The 22,264-nt window shown below is 43.6% G+C and carries 13 protein-coding genes and 1 tRNA gene; 12 read left to right on the top strand and 2 right to left on the bottom strand.

Features of this window, described 5'->3' with window-relative positions; all coding sequences use genetic code 11:
• Nucleotides 1-43 precede the first annotated feature (43 nt).
• From rplS to HXT20_RS05370, 5 genes are all read left to right on the top strand, one after another.
• Nucleotides 44-412 carry a 50S ribosomal protein L19 gene (gene rplS, locus HXT20_RS05390; RefSeq protein ID WP_004114457.1) on the top strand — a complete coding sequence of 123 codons (369 nt, stop codon included), beginning with the start codon at nt 44-46 and terminating at the stop codon, nt 410-412.
• A 38-nt stretch (nt 413-450) separates the two neighbouring features.
• Nucleotides 451-1,305 carry a signal peptidase I gene (lepB, locus tag HXT20_RS05385; RefSeq protein WP_004114465.1) on the top strand — a complete coding sequence of 285 codons (855 nt, stop codon included), beginning with the start codon at nt 451-453 and terminating at the stop codon, nt 1,303-1,305.
• 39 nt (nt 1,306-1,344) lie between these two features.
• On the top strand, nt 1,345-2,028 hold the full coding sequence (locus tag HXT20_RS05380; protein WP_004114467.1) for a ribonuclease HII: 684 nt from the start codon (nt 1,345-1,347) through the stop codon (nt 2,026-2,028).
• A 253-nt stretch (nt 2,029-2,281) separates the two neighbouring features.
• Nucleotides 2,282-4,882, top strand: a complete 2,601-nt coding sequence (locus tag HXT20_RS05375; RefSeq protein WP_285085266.1) for an ABC transporter transmembrane domain-containing protein — start codon at nt 2,282-2,284, stop codon at nt 4,880-4,882.
• Nucleotides 4,866-5,603, top strand: coding sequence for an HNH endonuclease family protein (locus tag HXT20_RS05370; protein ID WP_285085264.1), 738 nt, complete (start codon nt 4,866-4,868; stop codon nt 5,601-5,603). Before HXT20_RS05375 ends, HXT20_RS05370 begins: the two co-directional genes overlap by 17 nt.
• 100 nt (nt 5,604-5,703) lie before the next feature.
• Here HXT20_RS05370 and HXT20_RS05365 read toward each other — a convergent pair.
• A tRNA-Ser gene (locus tag HXT20_RS05365) sits at nt 5,704-5,788 on the bottom strand.
• Between the two features lie 551 nt (nt 5,789-6,339).
• Here HXT20_RS05365 and HXT20_RS05360 point away from each other — a divergent pair.
• From HXT20_RS05360 to HXT20_RS05340, 5 genes are all read left to right on the top strand, one after another.
• Nucleotides 6,340-7,287, top strand: coding sequence for a DMT family transporter (locus HXT20_RS05360; protein WP_422114303.1), 948 nt, complete (start codon nt 6,340-6,342; stop codon nt 7,285-7,287).
• Between the two features lie 56 nt (nt 7,288-7,343).
• Nucleotides 7,344-7,982: a tRNA (cytidine(34)-2'-O)-methyltransferase gene (locus HXT20_RS05355; protein ID WP_226988348.1), complete on the top strand. Its 639-nt coding sequence runs from the start codon at nt 7,344-7,346 to the stop codon at nt 7,980-7,982.
• A gap of 86 nt (nt 7,983-8,068) precedes the next feature.
• On the top strand, nt 8,069-8,785 hold the full coding sequence (locus tag HXT20_RS05350; RefSeq protein WP_422114302.1) for a peptide ABC transporter permease: 717 nt from the start codon (nt 8,069-8,071) through the stop codon (nt 8,783-8,785).
• 199 nt (nt 8,786-8,984) lie between these two features.
• A complete protein-coding gene (gene rpoB, locus HXT20_RS05345; protein ID WP_004116667.1) occupies nt 8,985-12,551 on the top strand; it encodes a DNA-directed RNA polymerase subunit beta in 3,567 nt (1,188 codons plus the stop codon).
• A gap of 87 nt (nt 12,552-12,638) precedes the next feature.
• Complete coding sequence (locus HXT20_RS05340) at nt 12,639-16,658, top strand: DNA-directed RNA polymerase subunit beta' (RefSeq protein WP_004573798.1); 4,020 nt, start codon at nt 12,639-12,641, stop codon at nt 16,656-16,658.
• 218 nt (nt 16,659-16,876) lie between these two features.
• Here the strand turns inward: HXT20_RS05340 and HXT20_RS05335 are convergent, their stop codons facing one another.
• Complete coding sequence (locus HXT20_RS05335) at nt 16,877-18,319, bottom strand: ATP-binding protein (protein WP_103013348.1); 1,443 nt, start codon at nt 18,317-18,319, stop codon at nt 16,877-16,879.
• A gap of 692 nt (nt 18,320-19,011) precedes the next feature.
• Between HXT20_RS05335 and HXT20_RS05330 the strand changes: the two genes are divergently transcribed.
• Nucleotides 19,012-20,841: a SpaH/EbpB family LPXTG-anchored major pilin gene (locus HXT20_RS05330; RefSeq protein ID WP_422114301.1), complete on the top strand. Its 1,830-nt coding sequence runs from the start codon at nt 19,012-19,014 to the stop codon at nt 20,839-20,841.
• Between the two features lie 206 nt (nt 20,842-21,047).
• Nucleotides 21,048-22,205 carry a class C sortase gene (locus HXT20_RS05325; RefSeq protein WP_410310840.1) on the top strand — a complete coding sequence of 386 codons (1,158 nt, stop codon included), beginning with the start codon at nt 21,048-21,050 and terminating at the stop codon, nt 22,203-22,205.
• Nucleotides 22,206-22,264: the final 59 nt, after the last annotated feature.

Here is a 22,264-nt window from a genome sequence, read left to right as displayed (position 1 = left end):
TGATGTAGCTTACGTCGATATGCGGCGGCGAGGAGGAATTATCATGGTGAATGCTGTAGAAGCATTTGATGCTAAGCATCTTAAGTCTGCTGAGGAAATCCCAGCTTTCCGTCCTGGAGATACTGTTGACGTTAACGTTAAGATTCAGGAAGGCAACAACACTCGTATTCAGACCTTTACTGGCGTTGTTATCGCTCGTAAGGGTGCTGGTGTTCGCGAGACTTTCGTTGTACGTAAGGTGAGCTTCGGCACTGGTGTTGAGCGTCGCTTCCCACTTCATTCCCCAGCTATCGATTCGATTAAGCTGGTTCGTAGTGGTCGCGTTCGTCGCGCTAAGCTTTACTACTTGCGCGCTTTGCGTGGTAAGGCTGCTCGTATTGCCGAGCGTCGTGACAACAGCGCTGCTAAGTAAATTTATTTAAGGTTAAGGATTTAACATTAAGGATTAATATGTCTGCCGAAGACTTGCAAAATAGCGATGGTCACATTGTTAATGTGGCAGGTCACGGCTTAAATCCTTCTCCAGTTCCACCGGAGCCAGAAGAAAGACCAAGTCTAACTTCTGGCTTCAGTGCTAAACGTGCTAGGCATGGAAAAATAAAAGGGAATCATATTTCTGGATATCAAGATAGTGATTATGATTCCTCTAAATCTCAGTCCAAGGTTCGTACTCGCAAGCTTTTTAAAACATCTTGGAAAGAGCTTGTTGCATGGTATCTTGTGCCTATTCTTGTTGTTATTTTTCTTCGTGTTTTTATTCTCGGCGTATATTTTATTCCATCTGGCTCCATGCTAGACACAATTCATATTGGCGATTATGTTGTTACGTCTAAGCTCACTCCTCGCCTGTTTCCACTAAATCGTGGAGATATTGTTGTTTTTGAAGATCCTGCTAATTGGCTTCAAGGTGAAAATAGTCGCGGCGGAATTGTGTCTGGTAAAGATCTTATAAAGCGTCTAATTGGATTGCCTGGGGATACTGTTGAATGTAAGGGCGATGGTGACCCAATTCTTGTTAACGGTGTTCCTGTGCTTGAATCTGCTTATATTAAACCAGGTGTAAGTCCTAGTTCCTTCCCGTTTAAGGTGAAGGTTAAACCTGGTCATGTATTTGTTCTAGGAGATAATCGCGCTAACTCTGCGGATTCTAGGTATCATAAGAATGATGGTGACGATGGTTTGGTACCTATTTCTAAGGTTGAAGGCGTGGCATTTATGCGTTTTTGGCCTTTGAATCGTATGGGTATTTTTGAAAATCATAGCGATGCGTTTGATGATGTAAGAAATAAGTCAGATGCTAAATAGTTCTTTTAAACGTGCGTAGATATTAGATTTGGGGAGATTTTGGCTGCTGTTCCGTCTTTTAACTTTGAGCAAGACCTTTTAAAAAGTGGCTTCGATTGGGTTATTGGATTAGATGAGGTTGGACGTGGTAGTTTAGCTGGTCCTGTTATGGTTGGTGCTGCTCTTTTTGGTGCCGATAAAATTAATTCTGGTTATTTTCCTGATGGATTAGCTGATTCCAAGCTTATTAACGCTCACAAGCGTGAAGGATTATTGGAGCCTCTTGAAAATTGGTGCGATGCTTTTGCTGTTGGTTCTTGTACAAATCGCGAGATTGATGAGTGGGGAATAAGTTATGCTCTTGGTGTTGCTGCGATTCGTGCAATTTCAGATGTGCAAAACAGTATGAGATATAAGCTTGAAAATGCTCATATTGCAGCGATTTTAGATGGACCATTTAATTATATTGGTAAGGTTTCTGGAACTTTTGATGCGCCTAGTATTGATTTTCCTGTTAAAGTTCACACTTTAGTTAAGGCTGATCAGAAGTGTGCTAGTGTTTCTGCAGCTTCTGTGATTGCAAAGGTGACTCGAGATTCTCTTATGACAAGCTTGTCTGATGATCCTAAATATAAAATTTATGATTGGGCACATAACAAAGGTTATGGTTCTAAATCGCATAGAGCTGCGATTTTAGAGTATGGTCCTAGTGATTTGCATCGTATTAGTTGGCATTTAAGCTAAAGTTCTTCGGCGTGTTGATGCCTGATGCTCAGCGTAATCTTGAATGCTAAAGGGGTAGTGAGCTAGTGCGTGGGTATGTGTTTGTAGAGAGTGTTTAGATAGCGTTTTTAAGAGATTTAAAGCTGATTTTAACAGTGCGAGCTACTCGAATTTGTAGATTCAATCTGCAGGGTATCGTGTGTGTACTTTGTAGTGCGTGAAAGTATTTTTGGAATTTAAAAGAGTTTTCTATGGAAAAGAAAAGGATAGTTAAATGATTGGTCGTTTCTTCGCTTTTGTTCCAGGTGTTAAGCACTTGGTTGTTTTAAGAGCGGCATGTCTTGCTATATCTTCTCTTGCGAATATTGGTTTTGTGTATGTTTGTGTTGGAATTCTTTCGCCAGTGCTTATTCCTGCAAAATATACTGGCAAGTCCTTGTTAAGCTCTGTTGAATTGACGTCTTATCTTATTTCTCTTGTTGGAATACTTATCGTAAAATATATTGCGTTCCATCAGTCTTGTACTATTTCTACCGAAATTGGAACTCGCGTATCTATGAAGCTTAGACCAAAAATGTTGCGTTCTATGCTTTCTTTGAGCTCCTCTAAAAAATGGTCTAAGGGATATTCTTCTATTCGCGTGAACGATGATGTTGAGTGGGTTCAACGTTGGTATGGTTTACTTTTGCCGCAGATTATTGCTGCTTTTCCTATGCCTTTTGCGGTTAGTGTTGCAATGTTTTCAATAAACTCTTATGTTGCCACTATTTGCGTTTTTGCGTCAATTTTTTCTACTTTGGCACTTGTATCTGCTCTTGCAGATGTTCGCGTTTTGTGGCGCTGTTTATGCGTATTTTTAACGTATTTAATGACTGGTGTGGCAATTATTTCTACAGTTTGGCTTCTTTCTGTTAAATCTGTTGGTCTTCCTGCTGCAATGCTAACTTTGCCACTTCTTATGCTAAGCGTAGATCCAATACGTAGAGTTGCTAACTGTATGCATATTAAAAATCGGGCTGTTTTAGGTTTGAATAACATTAGTAACTTGTTTAAAAGTGTTGCTTCTAGTAAAGTTCATTCTTCTAATTTAGACTCTGTAGAATCTTCTGCTTCTGCAGATTCCATAGATTTCTCAGATAATAAAAAGTCACTAAGCATCCCAGATGGAGCTAATAATGTTTCTCTTCATGTGCGATGCAATTTCACTGAAAATAATAAACCTTTGCGTGCATCCTTTAATATTTCAAGTGGAAAATTGAATGTAATGCCAAAGGAATACTACGAATTATTTACTAATAATGTTTTGAATGGCGTAGTTTTTAGCGATAAATCAGATGTTGCGCTATCTTACAGTGATAGATATGGTTTTTCTGAAGTAGATGTTGAATCGCCTTTTGTGGTATCTGATTTTGGTGATATTTCTGGAAACTCAACTTATGTTTCACTAAATAATGAAAATCCTGGTGCTATTGCAGATCTTGTTACTATTGTTCGTTCAAATAGTCATCTGTTTTCAGCCACTTTGCGAGAGAATCTGCTCATGGCATCGTCTAATGCTACTACTACATCTATGTGGCAAGCATTGCGTACTGCTCATGTAGATGGTGTTGTTTATGCGGATTATAACGGATTAGATTTGCGTGTAGACAATATTCAGGTTGAAAATAAGCAAGATATTTTCCGACGAATTATTATGGCTCGTGCGCTTATTCGTAGAACTCCAGTGTATATTTTCGACTATTCTTCAAGCGATATTAGTTCTGATGAAGCTAAGAATTTATGTGATATTTTGCGTCATGTTGCTAAAAAAGCTACGATTCTTGTATTTTTGCCAGACGATAACTACGTTTCTAAAGCGGACAATTTGGTTAACGTTAGTGTATATCATAATTCGCATTACACCAGTTCTAGTTCTATTAGCTCTTATGTCGAAAATTTCGCAGATGGTAGTGTTGATAAAGCTAATAAAGTAGACGAATATGCTAAAAGTTTTGATGAAAACTCTAATAAGAATTTTAATAATGCAAAACACGAAGGCTTATTGAAAGATTTATCTCATGAAAGTAAATCAACTATATCTTCGTTGAAAAAGGCGTTTTTTGCGATTCTTTCAGCATTCTCTACAGCAATCAATATAGTTTGCGCAGTATTGATACCTGTTTGCACTTTTGCAGCAATGTTCGCTATCGCTAATCGACCGCTTTTTGGACTTGCTATGCAAGAATACGTGCTTATCGTAAGCGTATGCGCATGTTTAAGATGCATAACATTAGTGACATCTTTTGCTGGCGTGGATCTTCATCATGCGCATTTGCACAAGGCAGGTTTAAGCATGAGTGTTGGAATGGTTTTGTCGATTATTCCAGCAATCGTTTTGTTATGTTACTTTGATATTCAAATTGCTATTTTTGCTGTTGTGATTTGTGCTCTAATAGTGTTTATAATTCCAGGATTATTTAGACTTAGACTCCGCAGTTTTATTAAGAAAGTTCATTCAGAACAAAAGATGGTGGAGCTTGAAGTTGATGATGTAGAACTTGGTATTGATGAGGTTCTAGCTTTCCGACAGGGTGAGCATTGTGTTAAGCGTGTTGTTGATTCAATGCGTAAGCTTTCGCAACAGCGAGTGCGATTATCTCGTAAAGTGGGAAGAATGCAGGCAATTCTTATGTCTGTTGCTCTTATAGGTATTGCGAACGCAATAATGCTTGTTTCTAACACTATTCACCCAATTGTCACTAAGAATCCACAATGGAATGTTGTTTACGCAGTTATGGCAATTATTGTGCTTATTAGCCTTATTCAACAAGTTCTAGACGTTGTTATTAGGCGTATCCCTTGGGTTGTAGATATAAATCATGCAGTACGATCGTAATACGCATTATTCAAGTAACCCTATATCTAAAAGAATAGCCTCTTTTATATGGCTTATTTCTTTGGCTATTCTTATAGGCATTGTTATTGGGCTTGTTTTGCCAAAAATCAATCATGATGTTGGCGAAATTACTGGTGAATACGTTGCTGATGGAGATGCTGCTGCTCTTCTTAATAAGCTAAAAGTCGCTAAATCACATCCGTCTGGATACAACAGGAGTGTCTTTGGATACAGGACTACAGATGTTGATAAAAATGGCTGTGATGTTAGAGAAGATGTTCTTGCTCGCGATTTAAAACAGGTTCGTTTTAAGTATTCTGGTTCTTGCAAAGTAGCATCAGGGCTTTTGCACGATCCTTATACCGGTTTAAATATTAATTTTGTTCGAGGAAGAAAAACTAGTGCTCTTGTTCAAATCGACCATGTTGTAGCACTAGAAAACGCTTGGCAATCAGGAGCCTGGAAATGGAGTCATGCCAAGAGGCTTAAGTTTGGTAACGATATGCTTAATCTTCTTGCTGTTCAAGGAGCAGCGAATCAAGAAAAAGGATCTGCTTCTGCAGCTTATTGGCTGCCATCTAATAAATCCTTTAGATGCGATTATGTAGCTAGGCAGATTGCTGTTAAGTATAAGTACGATCTTAGCGTTACTAGTGCGGAAAAACGTAGCATGGCTTCAATTTTGCATGGTTGCTCTGCGCAGAAATTGCCTAACAGTTGAGTTCGACGCTAAGCTGCTTGTGTATGTTCATATATTTTGATGCATAGGCAAATATATAAAAAGGGTTCCAACCAATTGTGCTGGCTAGAAACCCTACTCGCGGAGAATACGAGATTCGAACTCGTGAGGCTGTTACACCAACACGCTTTCCAAGCGTGCGCCATAGACCACTAGGCGAATTCTCCACATCAATCATTGTGCTAAACGCACAACGAAAGACAACTTAAATAAGATAACATAAACTGAGGATAATGCAAAGTCGCGCGTTGCGCGACGACCTGCCTTTTCGCTTAAAGCGTAGCGCGAAAAGGCAATTCGGAGCGCTGAGCTTGCTCAGGTTGAAAGCACGGTGTGCTTTCAACGCAAGTAAAGCGCTTTGACTGAGCTTGAAATTGCATAACGCATTTCAAGCTCCTTCAAAGCGTGATTTGGCTTAAAGGCATAAAGTCCAGTGGACTTTATGCGCCAAATCAGCCGAACGGCTACTAATAGCCGTGAGGAATAGCGCGCTGTAACGCGCGAGCGACATTTCTAACGTTTTTGCGATTCTTAAATCACCTTAATAGATTTATTGCACACACAACCTTTGCAATTGCGTGTTGTTGATTATGTGATAGTGTAGATTTTTCATATGTAGTAAGCGATTTGCTATATTTGCGACTTGCGACTTACTACATATGCGCAAAACTACAGGATTATTAGCAAATACAGGATTTAAGTTTAGAAGGTGTTTAGCATGGATGTTGGTTTTGTAAAGAATATCCAAAAAATAAAGCCTAAAAAGCCAAATCCTGCGGTGGATCATAGTCCGCGCACAATGATGATTGGCATAATCTTAACGATTCTTGGTGGCGCGCTTTGGGGCACAAACGCCACTGTTTCTAAGATTTTAATGTCTCAATATCGCGTGAGTCCGTTGCAGATTGCGTGCGTTCGTCAGCTTGCTGCAGGCGTGCTTTTTGTAATCGTTGCGTCAATAGTTAATCGCAAGCAACTCGTTGGCGCATTAAGCACAAAAAAATCATGGCCAATGCTAGTCGTAACAGGCATCGTGTGTGTGCTTTTAACGCAAGTTGCGTATCTTTTTACAATCGACTGGACTAACTCTGGCACGGCTACTGTTTTGCAAAGTTTGAATCTGCTTTTCGTGCTTGTTTACGTGTGTTTGCGAACTCGAAGGATGCCTACAATGCGCGAAAACATTGGTGTTTTGCTTGCATTTGCAGGAACTGCGCTTATGGCAACGGGAGGCAACTTTAGCTCGCTTTCGCTGCCGCTGATGGGACTTTTGTGGGGATTGGCAGATGCTGCAAGTACGGCGGCTCTTGCGATTATGCCAGTTAAATTGATTGCAAAATGGGGAAATCTTACTGTAAACGGAATTACGTTTATTATTGCAGGTCTTATTATGATGCCATTTGTGAAGCCATGGCAAACAATGCCTCCTTTGGATTTGCGCGCGTACTTGCTGTTTACTTTTACGATTGTTGGCGGAACTTTTGGCGCATATTGGATGTTTTTGGCTGGCGTTATGCGAGTTGGATCTGTGCGCGGAACGCTTTTGGGGGCGAGCGAGCCTGTTATGGCTGCAATCACGGCTGTTGTGTTTACGGGAGCTGTGTTCTCGTGGGCTGATTTTGCAGGATTTGCGCTTATTTTTATTATGATGATTTTATTGAGGTGATTATTACGAGTATGCAAGTCACAGGTAAAGAAGATAAAAGTAAAGAAGATAAAAGTATGCAAGACGCACAAAACCCAGTCAATCGTGTAGAGCAGATGTATGAGTACGGCTACCGAAAGTCAAACTACGGTCCGGACGAGCTTGTAACAGACGCGCACGGAAATCCAATCAGCGTTATGGATGCCATGCTAAGCGCGCAAGATGCAAGCACTGCGCAAACTCAAACTCCGCACTTGTGCTTCTATTCGCCTAGAATCCCAGGAAACACAGGCTCTGCGATTCGCCTTTGCGCGGTAACGGGCACCATTTTGCATCTTGTAGAGCCGCTTGGATTTAATCTTCAAGACACAAAGCTTCGCCGCGCGGGTCTTGATTATCACGATATGGCACACGTTGTTATGCACCCGAATTTTGAAAACCTTGTGGAATCAATGCCAAATTCTCGCATAATCGCGTTTACTGCAAATGCCACAAAACTTTACACAGATATTGAGTATAAGCCGAACGATATTTTGCTTTTTGGACCAGAGCCAGGAGATATTCCAGACCCAATGGATATTATGGCTGGCCCTCATGTTGCGGAACAGGTTCGCTTGCCAATGCGTCCTTCGCTTAGAAGCTTAAATCTTACAAATTGCGCATCAATCGCCATTTATGAAGCGTGGCGTCAGCTTGGATTTGAGGGCGGAAAATAGTCTACAGAAAATAGCTTATAGAAAATAGCAAAATAGCCTATAGTCAAAAATAGTCTTAAAACTACTCATGCATTACAATGGTGACTATGCCTGTGTTAAAACGTAAACCGAAGCGGAAGATTAGTGCTGCGCGCCGTCGCATGTACATTCGCCGCCGAATCGTAGTTTGCGTGGGGCTGCTGGCTGTTTTAGTGTTTTGTATCTTTTGCATAATTAGCATTTTTAAAGGCATATCTGCAATTGGAAGTGCTATAAGCAAACATTCAGACGTTACTCTATCTAAACAACTTGTGCCAGATCCAAGACCTGTTGGAATCATAAAAAAATGTAGTGCAAAAGACGTTCGTATTGAATTAACCTCAGCATCGCAATCTGTACCGATGGGAGGAAGCGTAGAATTTACTGCTCGCATAGTTCATGAAGGAGACGATTCCTGCAGAATAGATGCGTCGGATGGCAGAATGGTGTTGACAATTGGAGACAGCGTAAGTGCTGATAAATCAGATAAATCAGATAAATCAGATAAATCTAGAGAAAAGCAAGAAAAGCAGCAGAAAATAGAGCCGCAGTGGAGATCAGATGTGTGCGGAATTCCACTCAAGCCTTTGTTAATGGCAAAAGGTGATTCGTACGAGAAAAAAATCGTATGGAGCACGGATGCTACAGTCGGAACGCCTACCGGCAAGGATTGCTTAGATGACGCCGACTTGCCTAAAGTTTTGCGCGGAACTTACATTGCACAAATTGCGCATAAGGATGTGTCAGGATTACAAAGCAATCCCGTGGTTATTTCTGTTCGCTAACACATGCACAAATGGCGCCAAAAGTCGATGTGAAGGGGTAAAATCGTTTCCTTGTACAAGGTGTGTCATATAGCGGGCATACTCAAGGAACCGAAGAAGGCGCCCGCAAACCCAAAATCGTTGATTTTAAGCGCGTTTGCTGCGATTTTCTAAAGCTCCCAAGGATTAAGAAAACTAGCTAGCGATAAAGGAACGTCCATTGGCTGCTGAACAAGCTACGACGAACACCACCAAAGTCATCGCGCGTGCCGACGAGCACAGCATTAAATTGCATAAAGCGTCGGATCGTGTGAATTTCGGCTCCATTTGTGAGCCAATCGATGTGCCATACCTCCTCGGTGTGCAAACCGACAGCTTTGACTGGCTGATCGGCTCCGAGCGTTGGAAGAAGCGCGTCGAAGAAGATGAGGCAAATGGCACTCACACTGTGCCTCATGTCTCTGGTCTAGAAGAAGTGTTCCAAGAGATTTCTCCAATCGAGAATTTTGCTGAGACAATGAGCCTCACATTCTCGGATCCATATTTTGAAGAGCCACGTCACACTGTGCTTGAGTGCAAAGAGAAGGATTACACATATTCCGCTCCTTTGTACGTAAACGCAGAGTTTGAAAACGGCGAAACTGGCGAGATTAAGAGCCAGACTGTGTTTATGGGTGATTTCCCGCTGCAAACACCACACGGAACATTCATTATTGGCGGCACTGAGCGCGTAATCGTGTCCCAGCTTGTGCGTTCCCCAGGCGTGTATTTTGACCGCACGCAAGATCGCACTTCCGACAAAGACGTTTTTGGCGCAAAAATCATTCCAAGTCGCGGAGCGTGGCTTGAGTTTGAGATTGATAAGCGCGATGTTCTTGGCGTGCGCGTAGATCGCAAGCGTAAGCAGTCTGCAATCGTGTTCTTGATGGCAATTGGCATGACTAAGCCAGAAATTGCCGAGGCATTCCAAGGGTATCCTCTTGTTCTCGACGCTCTAGAAAAAGAGCCAATCGACACTCAAAATGATGCTCTTACAGACTTGTATCGCAAGATTCGCCCAGCAGATACCGCAACTCCAGACGCGGGTCGCAATTTGCTTGAATCCTTCTACTTCAACACAAAGCGCTACGATTTGGCGCGCGTTGGTCGCTACAAGATCAATCGCAAGCTTGGTTTGGAAGCGGATTACAACGATCGCAGCTTGAATCGCGAAGACATAATCGCCACAATCAAGTATTTGGTTACTTTGCACTCGGGCGAAAAGACCTTCCCAGGCAAGCGTGATGGCGAAGATGTGCAATTGCGTGTAGACGTGGACGATATTGATCACTTTGGAAACCGTCGAATCCGTCAGGTTGGCGAGCTTGTACAGAATCAGATTCGTACTGGCTTAAGCCGTATGGAGCGCGTTGTGCGCGAGCGCATGACCACGCAAGATGCTGAGGCGATTACACCACAGTCGTTGATTAACATTCGACCAGTTAACGCTACTATTAAGGAGTTCTTCGGAACTTCTCAGCTTAGCCAGTTTATGGATCAGAACAATCCTTTGGCGGGCGTTACAAACAAGCGTCGTCTTTCGGCTCTTGGTCCTGGTGGTCTTTCTAGAGACCGCGCATCTATGGAAGTTCGAGACGTGCACCCATCCCACTTTGGTCGTATGTGCCCAATCGAATCCCCAGAAGGTCCAAACATCGGTCTTATCGGTTCGCTTGCAACCTTTGGTCGCATCAACCCATTCGGCTTTATTGAAACACCTTATCGTAAGGTCGTTAATGGTCATGTGACTAACGAAGTCGAATATATGACTGCAGATCGCGAAGCCGAGCACGTTATTGCTCAGGCAAATCAGGAACTCGATGAAAATGGCAACTTTGTTGGCACTCAGGCACTTGCTCGTGTTGACGAAGAAGAAGCAGTCGATGTTCCTGTAAGCACTGTTGACTACATGGATGTTTCTCCACGTCAGATGGTTTCCCTCGGCGCAAGCTTGATTCCATTCTTGGAGCACGATGAAGGCCACCGTGCTTTGATGGGTACCAACATGCAGCGTCAGGCTGTGCCGCTTATTAAGTCGGAGCGTCCACTTGTTGGTACGGGTTCCGAATGGCGTGCTGCAGTTGATTCTGGAGACGTGATTCTTTCCGAAAAGCCAGGCGTTGTAACCTACGTTTCTGCAGATATTATTCGCGTTATGAACGACGATGGAACTCAGTCCAGCTACAAGCTTTCTAAGTTCCAGCGTTCTAACCAGACTACTTGCTACAACCAGGTGCCGCTTATTAAAGATGGCGAGCGTGTTGAAGCTGGTACAGTTTTGGCAGACGGTCCTGCAACAGACAAGGGTGAGCTTGCACTCGGCAAGAATTTGCTCGTTGCGTTTATGCCTTGGAATGGTTACAACTACGAGGATGCTATTATTATTTCCCAGCGTCTTGTGCAAGACGATACGCTTTCTTCGATTCACATTGAAGAGTACGAAATCGATGCTCGTGAAACCAAGCTTGGTGCCGAAGAGATTACTCGCGACCTTCCAAACGTTGGCGAAGACGCTATTGCAAACCTCGACGAGCGCGGTATTATTCGCATTGGTGCCGAGGTGGAAGCTGGCGACATTTTGGTTGGTAAGGTAACGCCTAAGGGCGAGACTGAGCTTACTCCAGAAGAGCGCTTGCTTCGTGCAATCTTTGGCGAAAAGAGCCGTGAAGTTCGAGACACTTCTTTGCGCGTGCCACACGGCGAAACTGGTACTGTGATTGCTGTTAAGGAAATCACTCGTGAAGACGCTGAAGACGATGGCGATGAGCTTCCAAATGGCGTAAACCAGATGATTCGCGTGTACATTGCTCAGCATCGTAAGATTACGCAGGGCGATAAGCTTTCTGGTCGCCACGGCAACAAGGGTGTTATTTCCCGCATTTTGCCAGAAGAGGATATGCCATTCTTGGCTGATGGTACTCCAGTAGACATTATGCTTAACCCGTTGGGTGTGCCTTCTCGAATGAACTTGGGTCAGGTGCTCGAGCTTCACTTGGGTTGGATTGCTCACGCTGGTTGGGATATTAATTTGGATCCAGACCTTGAGGCTGCTTGGAAGAAGTATGTGCCAGAAGGCGCTGAGCATGGCGATCCATGCACTCCTGTTGCAACTCCAGTGTTCGACGGCGTGCGCCCAGAAACCTTGAAGGGTCTTTTGAGCACTACGCTTGCAGACCGCGATGGCAATAAGCTTGTTGGTTCCGACGGTAAGGCAACATTGTTTGACGGCCGCACTGGTGAGCCATTCCCTAAGCCAATTTCTGTTGGCTACATGTACATCTTGAAGCTGCATCACTTGGTTGATGATAAGATTCACGCTCGTTCCACTGGTCCTTACTCTATGATTACCCAGCAGCCGTTGGGTGGTAAGGCGCAGTTCGGCGGCCAGCGCTTCGGCGAAATGGAAGTGTGGGCGCTTGAGGCTTATGGCGCTGCTTACACATTGCACGAAATGATGACCACAAAGTCTGATGACGTTGACGGCCGCGTGCGCGTGTATGGCGCTATTGTCAAGGGCGATAACCTTCCACCAGCTGGTATTCCTGAGTCCTTCAAGGTGTTGCTCAAGGAAATGCAGTCTCTCTCCTTGAATGTTGAGGTGCTTAACTCCGAAGGAGTGGCAATTGACATGAAGGATGAGGATGATGATCCGGTGTCGTCTTCTGAAGATTTGGGCTTCAACATTGGTGCACGACCAGATTCGTCCGCCAAGGAAGATCAAGTTATTCAAGAACCTGAATACCAGTGATGCCAGTGATTAGAAATAACTTAATCACTAATCACTAATCACTTTAAGAAACTTAGAAAAACAATTTCATGAGACAGGACGATAATAGTGCTGGACGTCAACGCATTTGACAAACTGAGGATTGGACTGGCAACCGCCGACGACATCCGTAGCTGGAGCCACGGCGAGGTTAAGAAGCCAGAAACCATTAATTACCGTACCCTTAAACCAGAGAAGGATGGTCTGTTCGGTGAGCAGATTTTCGGTCCTACTCGCGACTGGGAGTGCGCGTGCGGCAAGTATAAGCGCGTGCGCTTTAAGGGAATCGTGTGCGAGCGATGCGGCGTGGAAGTTACACGCAGCCGCGTTCGCCGTGAACGCATGGGTCATATTGAGCTTGCGGCTCCTGTAACACACATTTGGTTCTTCAAGGGTGTGCCAAGCCGCTTGGGTTACCTGCTTGATATTGCTCCAAAAGACTTGGAAAAGGTTATTTACTTTGCAGCCTACATGGTTACTAAGGTAGATGAAGAGCAGCGTCACCAAGATCTTCCAGACTTGCAAGACGAGTTCGATACGGAAATCGGCAATCTTCGTAAGCGCCGCGACAATGAGATTGAAGCTCGCGCAAAGAAGGTAGAAGAAGACCTGCACGAGCTGGAAGAATCAGGCGAAGCAAAAGGCAACGCAAAGTCTAAATTGCGCGCTGGAGCAGAGCGAGAAATGGCTGCTATTCGTACTCGCTACGATGAGCAGATTCAGCGTTTGAACGCAGTTTTCGATCGCTTTAAGGGCTTACGCGCAGGAGATATGGAAGGCGATGTTGACCTTTGGCGAGAAATGGAAGACCGCTACGGTGACTATTTTGAAGGCTGCATGGGTGCTGAAGCAATCAAGAAGCGCTTGCAGGACTTCGACCTTAAGTCTGCTGCCGTAGAACTTCGCGAAGAAATCGACAATGGTACTGGTCAGCGCAAGGCGCGCGCTTTGAAGCGACTTAAAGTTGTAAACGCGTTCTTGACTACTGGAAACAAGCCAGAAGCAATGGTTTTGGACGTTATTCCAGTAATCCCACCAGATTTGCGACCAATGGTTCAGCTTGATGGTGGACGCTTTGCAACATCCGATTTGAACGACTTGTACCGTCGAGTAATCAACCGTAACAATCGTTTGAAGAGGTTGATTGAACTTGGTGCTCCTGAAATCATGCTTAATAACGAAAAGCGCATGCTTCAGGAAGCAGTTGATTCACTCTTCGACAACGGTCGTCGTGGTCGCCCAGTAACTGGTGCATCGAACCGTCCACTAAAGTCGCTTTCCGATATGCTTAAAGGTAAGCAGGGTCGATTCCGCCAGAACTTGCTCGGTAAGCGAGTTGATTATTCTGGCCGTTCCGTAATCGTTGTTGGACCAAGCCTCCGCATGCATCAATGCGGTTTGCCTAAGCCAATGGCGTTGGAGCTGTTTAAGCCATTCGTTATTAAGCGTTTGGTGGATCAGGGCTTTGCTCAGAATATGAAGAGCGCAAAGCGCCTTGTAGATCGCGGAGATTCCGAGGTTTGGGGCGTGCTTGAGGAAGTTATTTCTGAACATCCTGTGCTTCTTAACCGTGCTCCTACACTTCACCGTTTGGGTATTCAGGCATTTGAGCCAATTTTGGTTGAAGGTAAAGCAATTCACCTTCCACCACTTGCTTGCGCCGCATTCAACGCTGACTTCGATGGTGACCAGATGGCAGTGCATTTGCCACTTTCCGCCGAAGCTCAGGCAGAAGCTCGCAGCTTGATGATGGCATCCGACAATATCTTGAAGCCAGCAGATGGTCACACTGTTACCATGCCATCTCAGGATATGATTTTGGGCTTGTACTACTTGTCTACAGTAATAGACGGTGCAAAGGGTCAAGGCAGAATCTTCTCTTCGCTTGCAGAGGCTCAAATGGCACTCGACAAGCATGAGATTGACATGCAGGCAAAGGTATTAATCCGCGTGCCAGAGGACTTTGTGCTACCAAAGGATTGGGAGCCAGGAGAACTTAAGGTCGTAGATCCAGAGCCAGGCAGCCCAGATGTTGTTCATGAAGAGCGCTTTAAGGATGGAACTGTATTGTTCGCCACATCCTACGGTCGCGTGTTGTTTAACGGCACTCTTCCAGAGGACTATCCGTTTGTGAACCAGCAGGTTCCAAAGGGTGTTCTCTCCAAGATTGTTGACGATATTGCTACACGTTATTCCACTGCTCAGGTAGCCGCATCCCTTGATGCTTTGAAGGATCTTGGCTTTACTCGAGCACCTTGGTCTGGCGTTACAATGGCATTCTCTGATATTGTGCTTCCTTCAAATCGTGAGGCTATTGCACAAGACTACGAGAATCAGGCTGCAAAGATTAACTCCCAGTACGATATGGGTCTTCTTACAGATGAAGAGCGTCGTCAAGAGTTGATTAACTTGTGGACTGAATGCACCGATAAGGTTGCAGATGCTATGCGCGAGAACTTCCATGATGATAACAACGTGAACATCATGGTTCAGTCTGGTGCACGCGGTAACTGGATGCAGATTCGTCAGATTGCTGGTATGCGAGGCTTAGTGGCAAACCCTAAGGGTGAGATTATTCCTCGTCCTGTTAAGTCAAACTACCGTGATGGTCTTTCTGTGTTGGAGTACTTCATCTCCCAGCACGGTGCGCGTAAGGGCTTGGCTGATACCGCACTTCGTACTGCAGAATCTGGTTACTTGACTCGTCGTCTTGTGGACGTTTCTCAGGAAGTTATTGTTCGTGAGGAAGATTGCGGCACAAAGCGTGGTCTTATGATGAAGATTGCGGACCGCGACGAAAATGGCAATTTGACGCTTGTTAAGGCTGCTGATGGTGGTCCATACTCGCGCTTGCTTGCTGCAGATGTTCTCGATCCAGCAGATGGTACAACCGTTTTGGCAAAGTGTGGTGACGCGCTTTCGATGGATGTTTTGCGTGACTTGGTTGCGCATGGTGTCGAAGAAGTTAAGGCTCGTTCTGTGCTTACTTGCGAGTCTAAGCGTGGCGTTTGCGCAAAGTGCTACGGTTGGTCTTTGGCTACAAGCTCTCTTGTTGATGTTGGCGAGGCTGTTGGTATTGTTGCAGCACAGTCCATTGGTGAGCCTGGTACGCAGCTTACGCTTCGTTCCTTCCACTCTGGTGGTGTTGCTTCGGCAAGCGATATTACGCAGGGTCTTCCTCGTGTTACCGAGCTTTTCGAGGCTCGTACACCTAAGGGCGAGGCTCCAATTGCTGAGTTCCCAGGTGTTGTGAAGGTTGAGGATACTGACCATGGTCGTCAGGTGACTTTGACTCCAGACGATACTACGGTTGAGCCAATCGTTTACCCAGTAACTCGTCGTGCTCCAATGCTTGTTAAGGATGGAGACCACGTTGAGGTTGGTACGCAGCTGATTGAAGGTTCTGTGGATCCTAAGAAGATTCTGCGAATTCTTGGTCCTCGTGCTGCTCAGGTGAACATTGTGGAAGAAGTGCACAACGTGTACCGTTCTCAGGGCGTTGATATTCACGATAAGCATATTGAGGTTATTGTTCACCAGATGCTTCGCCGCATTACGGTGATTGATTCTGGAGACACGAACCTTCTTCCAGGCGAACTTGTGGATCAGGCTAAGTTCCGTGAAGCAAATCTTGAGGCTGTTAAGAATGGTGGTAAGCCTGCTGCTGGTCGTCCAGAGCTTATGGGTATTACAAAGGCTTCTTTGGCTACAGATTCTTGGCTTTCTGCCGCATCCTTCCAGGAGACTACTCGCGTGCTTACTGAAGCTGCTTTGAGCCAGAAGGAAGATGATCTTAAGGGCTTGAAGGAGAACGTTATTATTGGTAAGCTCATCCCAGCTGGTACTGGTTTGGCGCGTTATCGTAATGCGGATGTCTTTGCAGATCCTGAGGTGCGTGATGCTGTTTATCCAAACCTTGGTTTGGGTGGAGCAAATGGCACTCCGTCAAACTTTGGCGAGAGCAACATGGGAGATGTTGATTTCTCGAACATTGATTTTGGCGACATGCAGCTTGGGGATGAGTTTAATCCAGATGACTTCCTTGATGATCAGGGTGGTCAGGGTGATTATGACGATGACCTTAACTAATCAGGCTAGGTATAACTGGCGATTTTAGGCTATCTATATTATTTATGGGTGATTTGCTTAAATCTCTAGGTTTGATTTTGCTAGTCTGAATTGAATTAGCCGTTGCAAGTTGTTTTACACATCTTGCAGCGGCTTTTTGTTTTTTTTTGTTTTTTTTGCGTTTACTTTATCCTGCTTTTGTTTTCCAAATCAACCAGAAAGGGAACAAACGTGGGGAATTACAAGAACTCAGTCATTACTATTGGAATGTATTCCAGCATTCCGTTATGTTGGTAGTCTTTTGTATAAATCAGAATTTCCCGTGCGATTCGCGAAGAAAACTTGCGCGCGAAAGTATCAAGCGAAGCATGCGTTTTATAACCTGAGCTCTTTACTTCAATCGGCACAATCTTGTTCTTATCAGCAATCAAGAAATCTACTTCATAGCTGCGATTGTTGTGATTATTTCGATTATCGTGATTGTCAATCTCAACATTAGTATCGTCCGCGATTAAGCGCGCGTCGCCGTCCATAAAAGTGTGATAATACAATTCGTGTCCATGAGTGCTCAAAGTTTGAGCAACAATATTTTCGTATACATAACCTAGATTTGCTTGCAACTTATCGTTTAACAATCGCATATAAATGTCGTTGCTTGTAAAAGACTTGTCTTTAAATGCTAACGTAACAAACAAGCCAGTATCTGCAAGAAAGAGTTTGAACTTAGATAAATCTTTGTGTTGAGCCATTCCGGAATTAGGATCGTTAGTATGATGGGAGATTAGCACAGTTCCAGAATCTTCTAGTTGAGCTAGTTGTTCAAGAACAGTATTTGCTCTGTTGCCAGCAAGAACGCTCGAAACATGGTAACGGGAAGTGTTAGACATGAGCTGAGCTGGTATAGAATCAAAAATTGCAGATATTTTACCAGTAGGGTCTATTTTTATAAAATCATCTTCGTAAAGTGAAAGAATATCGCGTTTTACTCTATCTACAGCACTAAAATCGTTGGTTTCAATATAGCTTTCAACAGCTTGTGGCATTCCTCCAACAAGCATATAAAGTCTAAAATCTCTTAGCATTTTTCTGCATGCTGCTTGACCGATTGGTTTTTTAGAATCGTAGAGTTTTTTTAGAAGCGGAATGGTTGTATTGTCGCCAAGTGCCCATTTAAATTCCTCATAATCCATAGGATGCATTTTTAGTTTGCGTTCTTCGCTTGGAATAAGAATATTTTTAACGTTTTTGTGGATTGAAATTAGTGAGCCCGTTTCTATGTAGTCGTATCTTCCGTCGTTGACTAGGGCTTTAATTGCTTGGCGCGCTTTTGGGCAGAGTTGAACTTCATCAAAAATAATGCACGACTTGCGTTCTTTGAGGCTTGTTTTATATGTAAGCTGGAGTTGCAAGAAGATGTAGTTTAAATCTGAAAGGTCTTCAAATAGTTGTTTTACTTCTGGAGATGCTGTGTAAAAATCCACTAATATGTAACTTTCATACTCATTTTGCGCAAACTCTTTTACAATAGTGGATTTTCCTACGCGTCGTGGTCCTTCTATGAGTAGTGCTGTTTTCCCGTTAGAAGAGTTTTTCCAATTGAGCATGTGCGAATAGATTTTGCGTGGAAATTTGCGTGCAGTGTTTGTTGTGCTAGATGCTGATTGATTAAGGTTATAAATCATTGTAATTCCGCCATTCTTTGCAAAATCGATTATTTTATTTTAACAGATTTTTGCAAAATCGACAATTTTATTTTGATGATTTATTGCAGAATCGACATTTTGCTATAAAATGCAATTTGACTTGATTCGCTTGTGTTTGTGTATTTTTGCCCGTGTTTGTAGTCATATTTGCTGAAAAAGGGAAAAACAAACGCGCGCGACGACCTGCCTTTTCGCTTAGAGCGTAGCGCGAAAAGGCAATTTGGAGCGCTGAGCCGCTCAAAGCAGAAGCACTGCTTCTGCGCGGCGAAGACGTTCGCGCGCTGTTCGCGCAAGCGATAACGACGCGGTTTATTCGACACGCCAAGGTGCGAATTTAGCAAAAATTCGGAAAGAATTTTTAACAATTTTAATCACTTATTAAGCTGAGAAAACCCTGATATTTCAACGATACCGGGGGGGGGGGTATTAAAAGCTTATTTTAGTAGGCTTTTGTTAGGTGATTTTTAGGTGATTTTTACGCTGCAAAATGCTAGTCTGTTTTAGTCAATGAAGGTTTGGCGCACAGCTTTAGTGCGCATAGAAGTCCAGTGAGAGGAATCTGTAGTTCGCGATATTTATGCGATTTTTGCGGAAAAGTCTAATCACATGGGCGATTCTTTCTAAACACAAAATTCTCATAACGAGATGTCACTCTAAAGAAGAGAGGAAACATGCGTTTAAATACGAATTCGCTGAAGCGCACCGTTGCTGTTTTGGCGGCGGTATGCACACTTGGAACATGCTGTATTGCTGGCTCTATTGCTTATGCGCAGGGTGAGGCTAAGGGTGTTGACACTGCTAATATTAATCAGGGCAAAAAGAGCGCTACATCCATTATTATTCACAAGTATCAAGGTCCTGCAACTGGTGAACGTTCTGATGGTACTGTTAAGACTTTAAGAGATAAGAAGCCAGTTAAGGGTGTTAAGTTTACTCTATGGCGAGTAAAGAAGAAGAATACAAATTCTTCTGATGAGATTGATCTTTCAAAGTCTTCAGACTGGGAAAAGATTAAAGGCTTAGATAATTTAGTTGAAACAGCTACTAATGGTAAAAAGACGGCTTCCGATTTTATTAATGGCGCTCAGGCTGAATTTGCTAAAGCTGATACAAATGGTACTGAGAAAGAAACCGATGATAAAGGTGAAGCCAAGTTTGAAAATCTTGCTATGGGTCTTTACTACATCGAAGAAACCGATACTTCTGGTGCACAATTACAAGAAGACGGCACATGGAAAAAGGTTTCCATTACAAAGCGTGTTTCTCCGTTCTTTGTGACCACTCCTCTTCCAAATCCTAAAGACAAGGCTAATCCTTGGATTTACGCTGTTAATGTGTATCCAAAGAATGATACAAGCAAGGAACGTCCAACCAAGACAGTCAGTGAGTTAAATCGTAAGGACTTGACGACGAATAATGGAACCACTATAACTTGGAAGATTGCGATTCCTCTCACAGCTCCTAAGAATGGCAATAAGTACGAGAAGATCGGTTTTAAGGATAAGCTAGAAAATGGTTTAACTTACGATAAGATTAGCAGTGCAAAACTTGTAACTTATAGTAAAGATGGTCAGAAACTCTCGACTCCTGATGAAGTACCGCTTACAGAAGATGATTATACTGCTACTAATGATTCTAATACTAAAGTAGTTTCGTTCTCTTTGAAGAATGATGCCGGTAAAGGTCTTAATAAAGCGTATACTGCTTATACTGCAGCCACTGATGGGAAAGTTGTTAAGCTTGAGGTAGAGCTTGTCACTAAAGTTGCTGATACTGTTAAGGACATTGCTAACGTAGCCAATACGTACGTTGATGATAATAAGACTGGTAACGGTGATGGTAATGATCCATGTACACCAACCAAGAAAGATGGTGACTGCGGTGGTGACGACATTCCTAATGATACCGCTCACTTTGGTACGTTGACTGTTAATAAGGTTACGGAAGAAATCGGCGCAAATGGTGATAAGAAAAAGTTGCCTTTGAATGATGCAAAGTTTGATGTATATGAGGTTACTGACACATCTGCAACTGCAAATGACACTTTTACTGTTTCAGATGGCAAGATTAAGAAGAATAATCAGGATGCTGGAACTAAGCTCAATAATGTTTCACTAAAAACTAAAGAAAAGACTGATGGTGGAGCTAAGACTGAAGGTACAGATTCCGTAAGATTGTTCGTCTACAATTCAAAGGAAACTAATCCTGCTGTAACAACTAAGCTTTACTGCGTGGTTGAGACTGAGGCTCCTGCTGGTTATTTGCTTGATTCTACTCCTAAGTGCGTTGCTTTGAAGGCAGATACTGCTGCAGATGCTACAAAGAACAATACTAAGGAAATCGAAAACAAGAAAGCCACTGGCTTAGACAAGATCCTCGCAGCACTGCCAATGACTGGTGCGCGCGGCTTAGTGTTGCTCACTGCATTCGGCATTGTTGGCTTGGGCGGCACGTTGTTCTACATCATCACCCGTCGCCGCAAGGAACAAGAAGAAGCGTAAGGCTTACTTGGTTTTGTGATTATTTTGTGATTGTTTTGTGATTTAAGCTGTATGCGAGTGTTTGCGTATTCAAGTGAGTGAATTGCGCGGATTCGCGAATACTCGCATCGGCTTACAAAATCGAAAATTAAGTCGCAGATCAAGTCGCAGATCAAATCACAAATAAAATCGTAAATCCAATTTCAAGTCCAATCGCAAAGCAACAAATGCTTAGGTTTTTATTCTTAAATCGAAACGTTGTGGTTAAGCATAAGAAGCGCGATAAGCGAAAGTGGAGATTTTCTAAATCTTCTATCGTTCCAGCGCTTCTATTAACCGCATCGTTCGCCTCACTGTTATACCCACATGCAGCAATGTGGTTAAGCCAGTATCACATGTCGGAAGTAGCCGAAGAATACGCTAAGCTAATCACGCATGCTATTCCAGCTCCGCATGAGCAGCTGGCTCGCGCGCGCGAATACAATCGCAAGCTATCCGTAGGCGCAATATATGAGGCGAACACGAATATTCCAACATCCCATGGCGAAACGTCTGACGTTAGTCAAAACTATTGGGATCAGTTGAAAGCGAATGACGATGGTCTTATGGCTCGCCTTCGCATTAAGAAAATTGACCTAGATTTGCCCGTGTATCACGGTACGCAGGACGATACTCTGCTTAAGGGACTTGGACATTTGCGCGGAACTTCTCTACCAGTTGGAGGATTAGGAACTCGTTCCGTGATTACTGGCCACCGCGGTTTGGCTAGTGCGGAAATGTTCACGAGATTGGATGAGATAGATAAGGGCGATTCTTTTACGATCGAGGTTTTTGACGAGATTCTCACTTACAAGGTGATAGAAAAAATTGTTGTAAACCCAGACGAAACAAAGAAAATTGCTGCAGTGCCAGGCAAGGATCTTGTGACTCTGATTACTTGCACACCGCTTGGAATCAACACACAGAGAATCTTGGTCACGGGGGAGCGCGTAGTGCCGACGCCTGCCGCCGACAAGTCTTTGCTTGGTAAAAAGCCAGATGTTCCGAGATTCCCGTGGTGGCTTGTTGGGAGCATTGCAAGCCTGAGTGTGGTTGGAGGCTACATTTACTGGGCTGGTCTGCCGATTGTTAAGAAGAAAAAGAAGAAAAACGATAAGCAGAACGGCGATGATCGAAATAATGGTGATGACCATAGTGATGCCAATGGTGATGACCAGACTAACGATACTCTTTGGCTTGGCATTTATGGCGACCAAAACAAGCAGATGTATAGGGATTCCGAAGAAGCGAGAAGGATTAGTCAGGAATCCTTTGAGTCGATTATTGATGGTTTTGCGCAGGGCAAGCGTCCGAAGGCTTCAAAGCTTAAAAAACTGAAAAGTTAATAGGTTAAAACTTAATACGTTAAAAAATTGATGCGTTTAATACATCAAAATTTAAATAC

The organism is Gardnerella sp. DNF00109 (assembly GCF_049262845.1).
In the GTDB taxonomy this organism is placed as follows: domain Bacteria; phylum Actinomycetota; class Actinomycetes; order Actinomycetales; family Bifidobacteriaceae; genus Bifidobacterium; species Bifidobacterium vaginale.
This window is presented reverse-complemented; position numbering and strand designations above follow the sequence as displayed.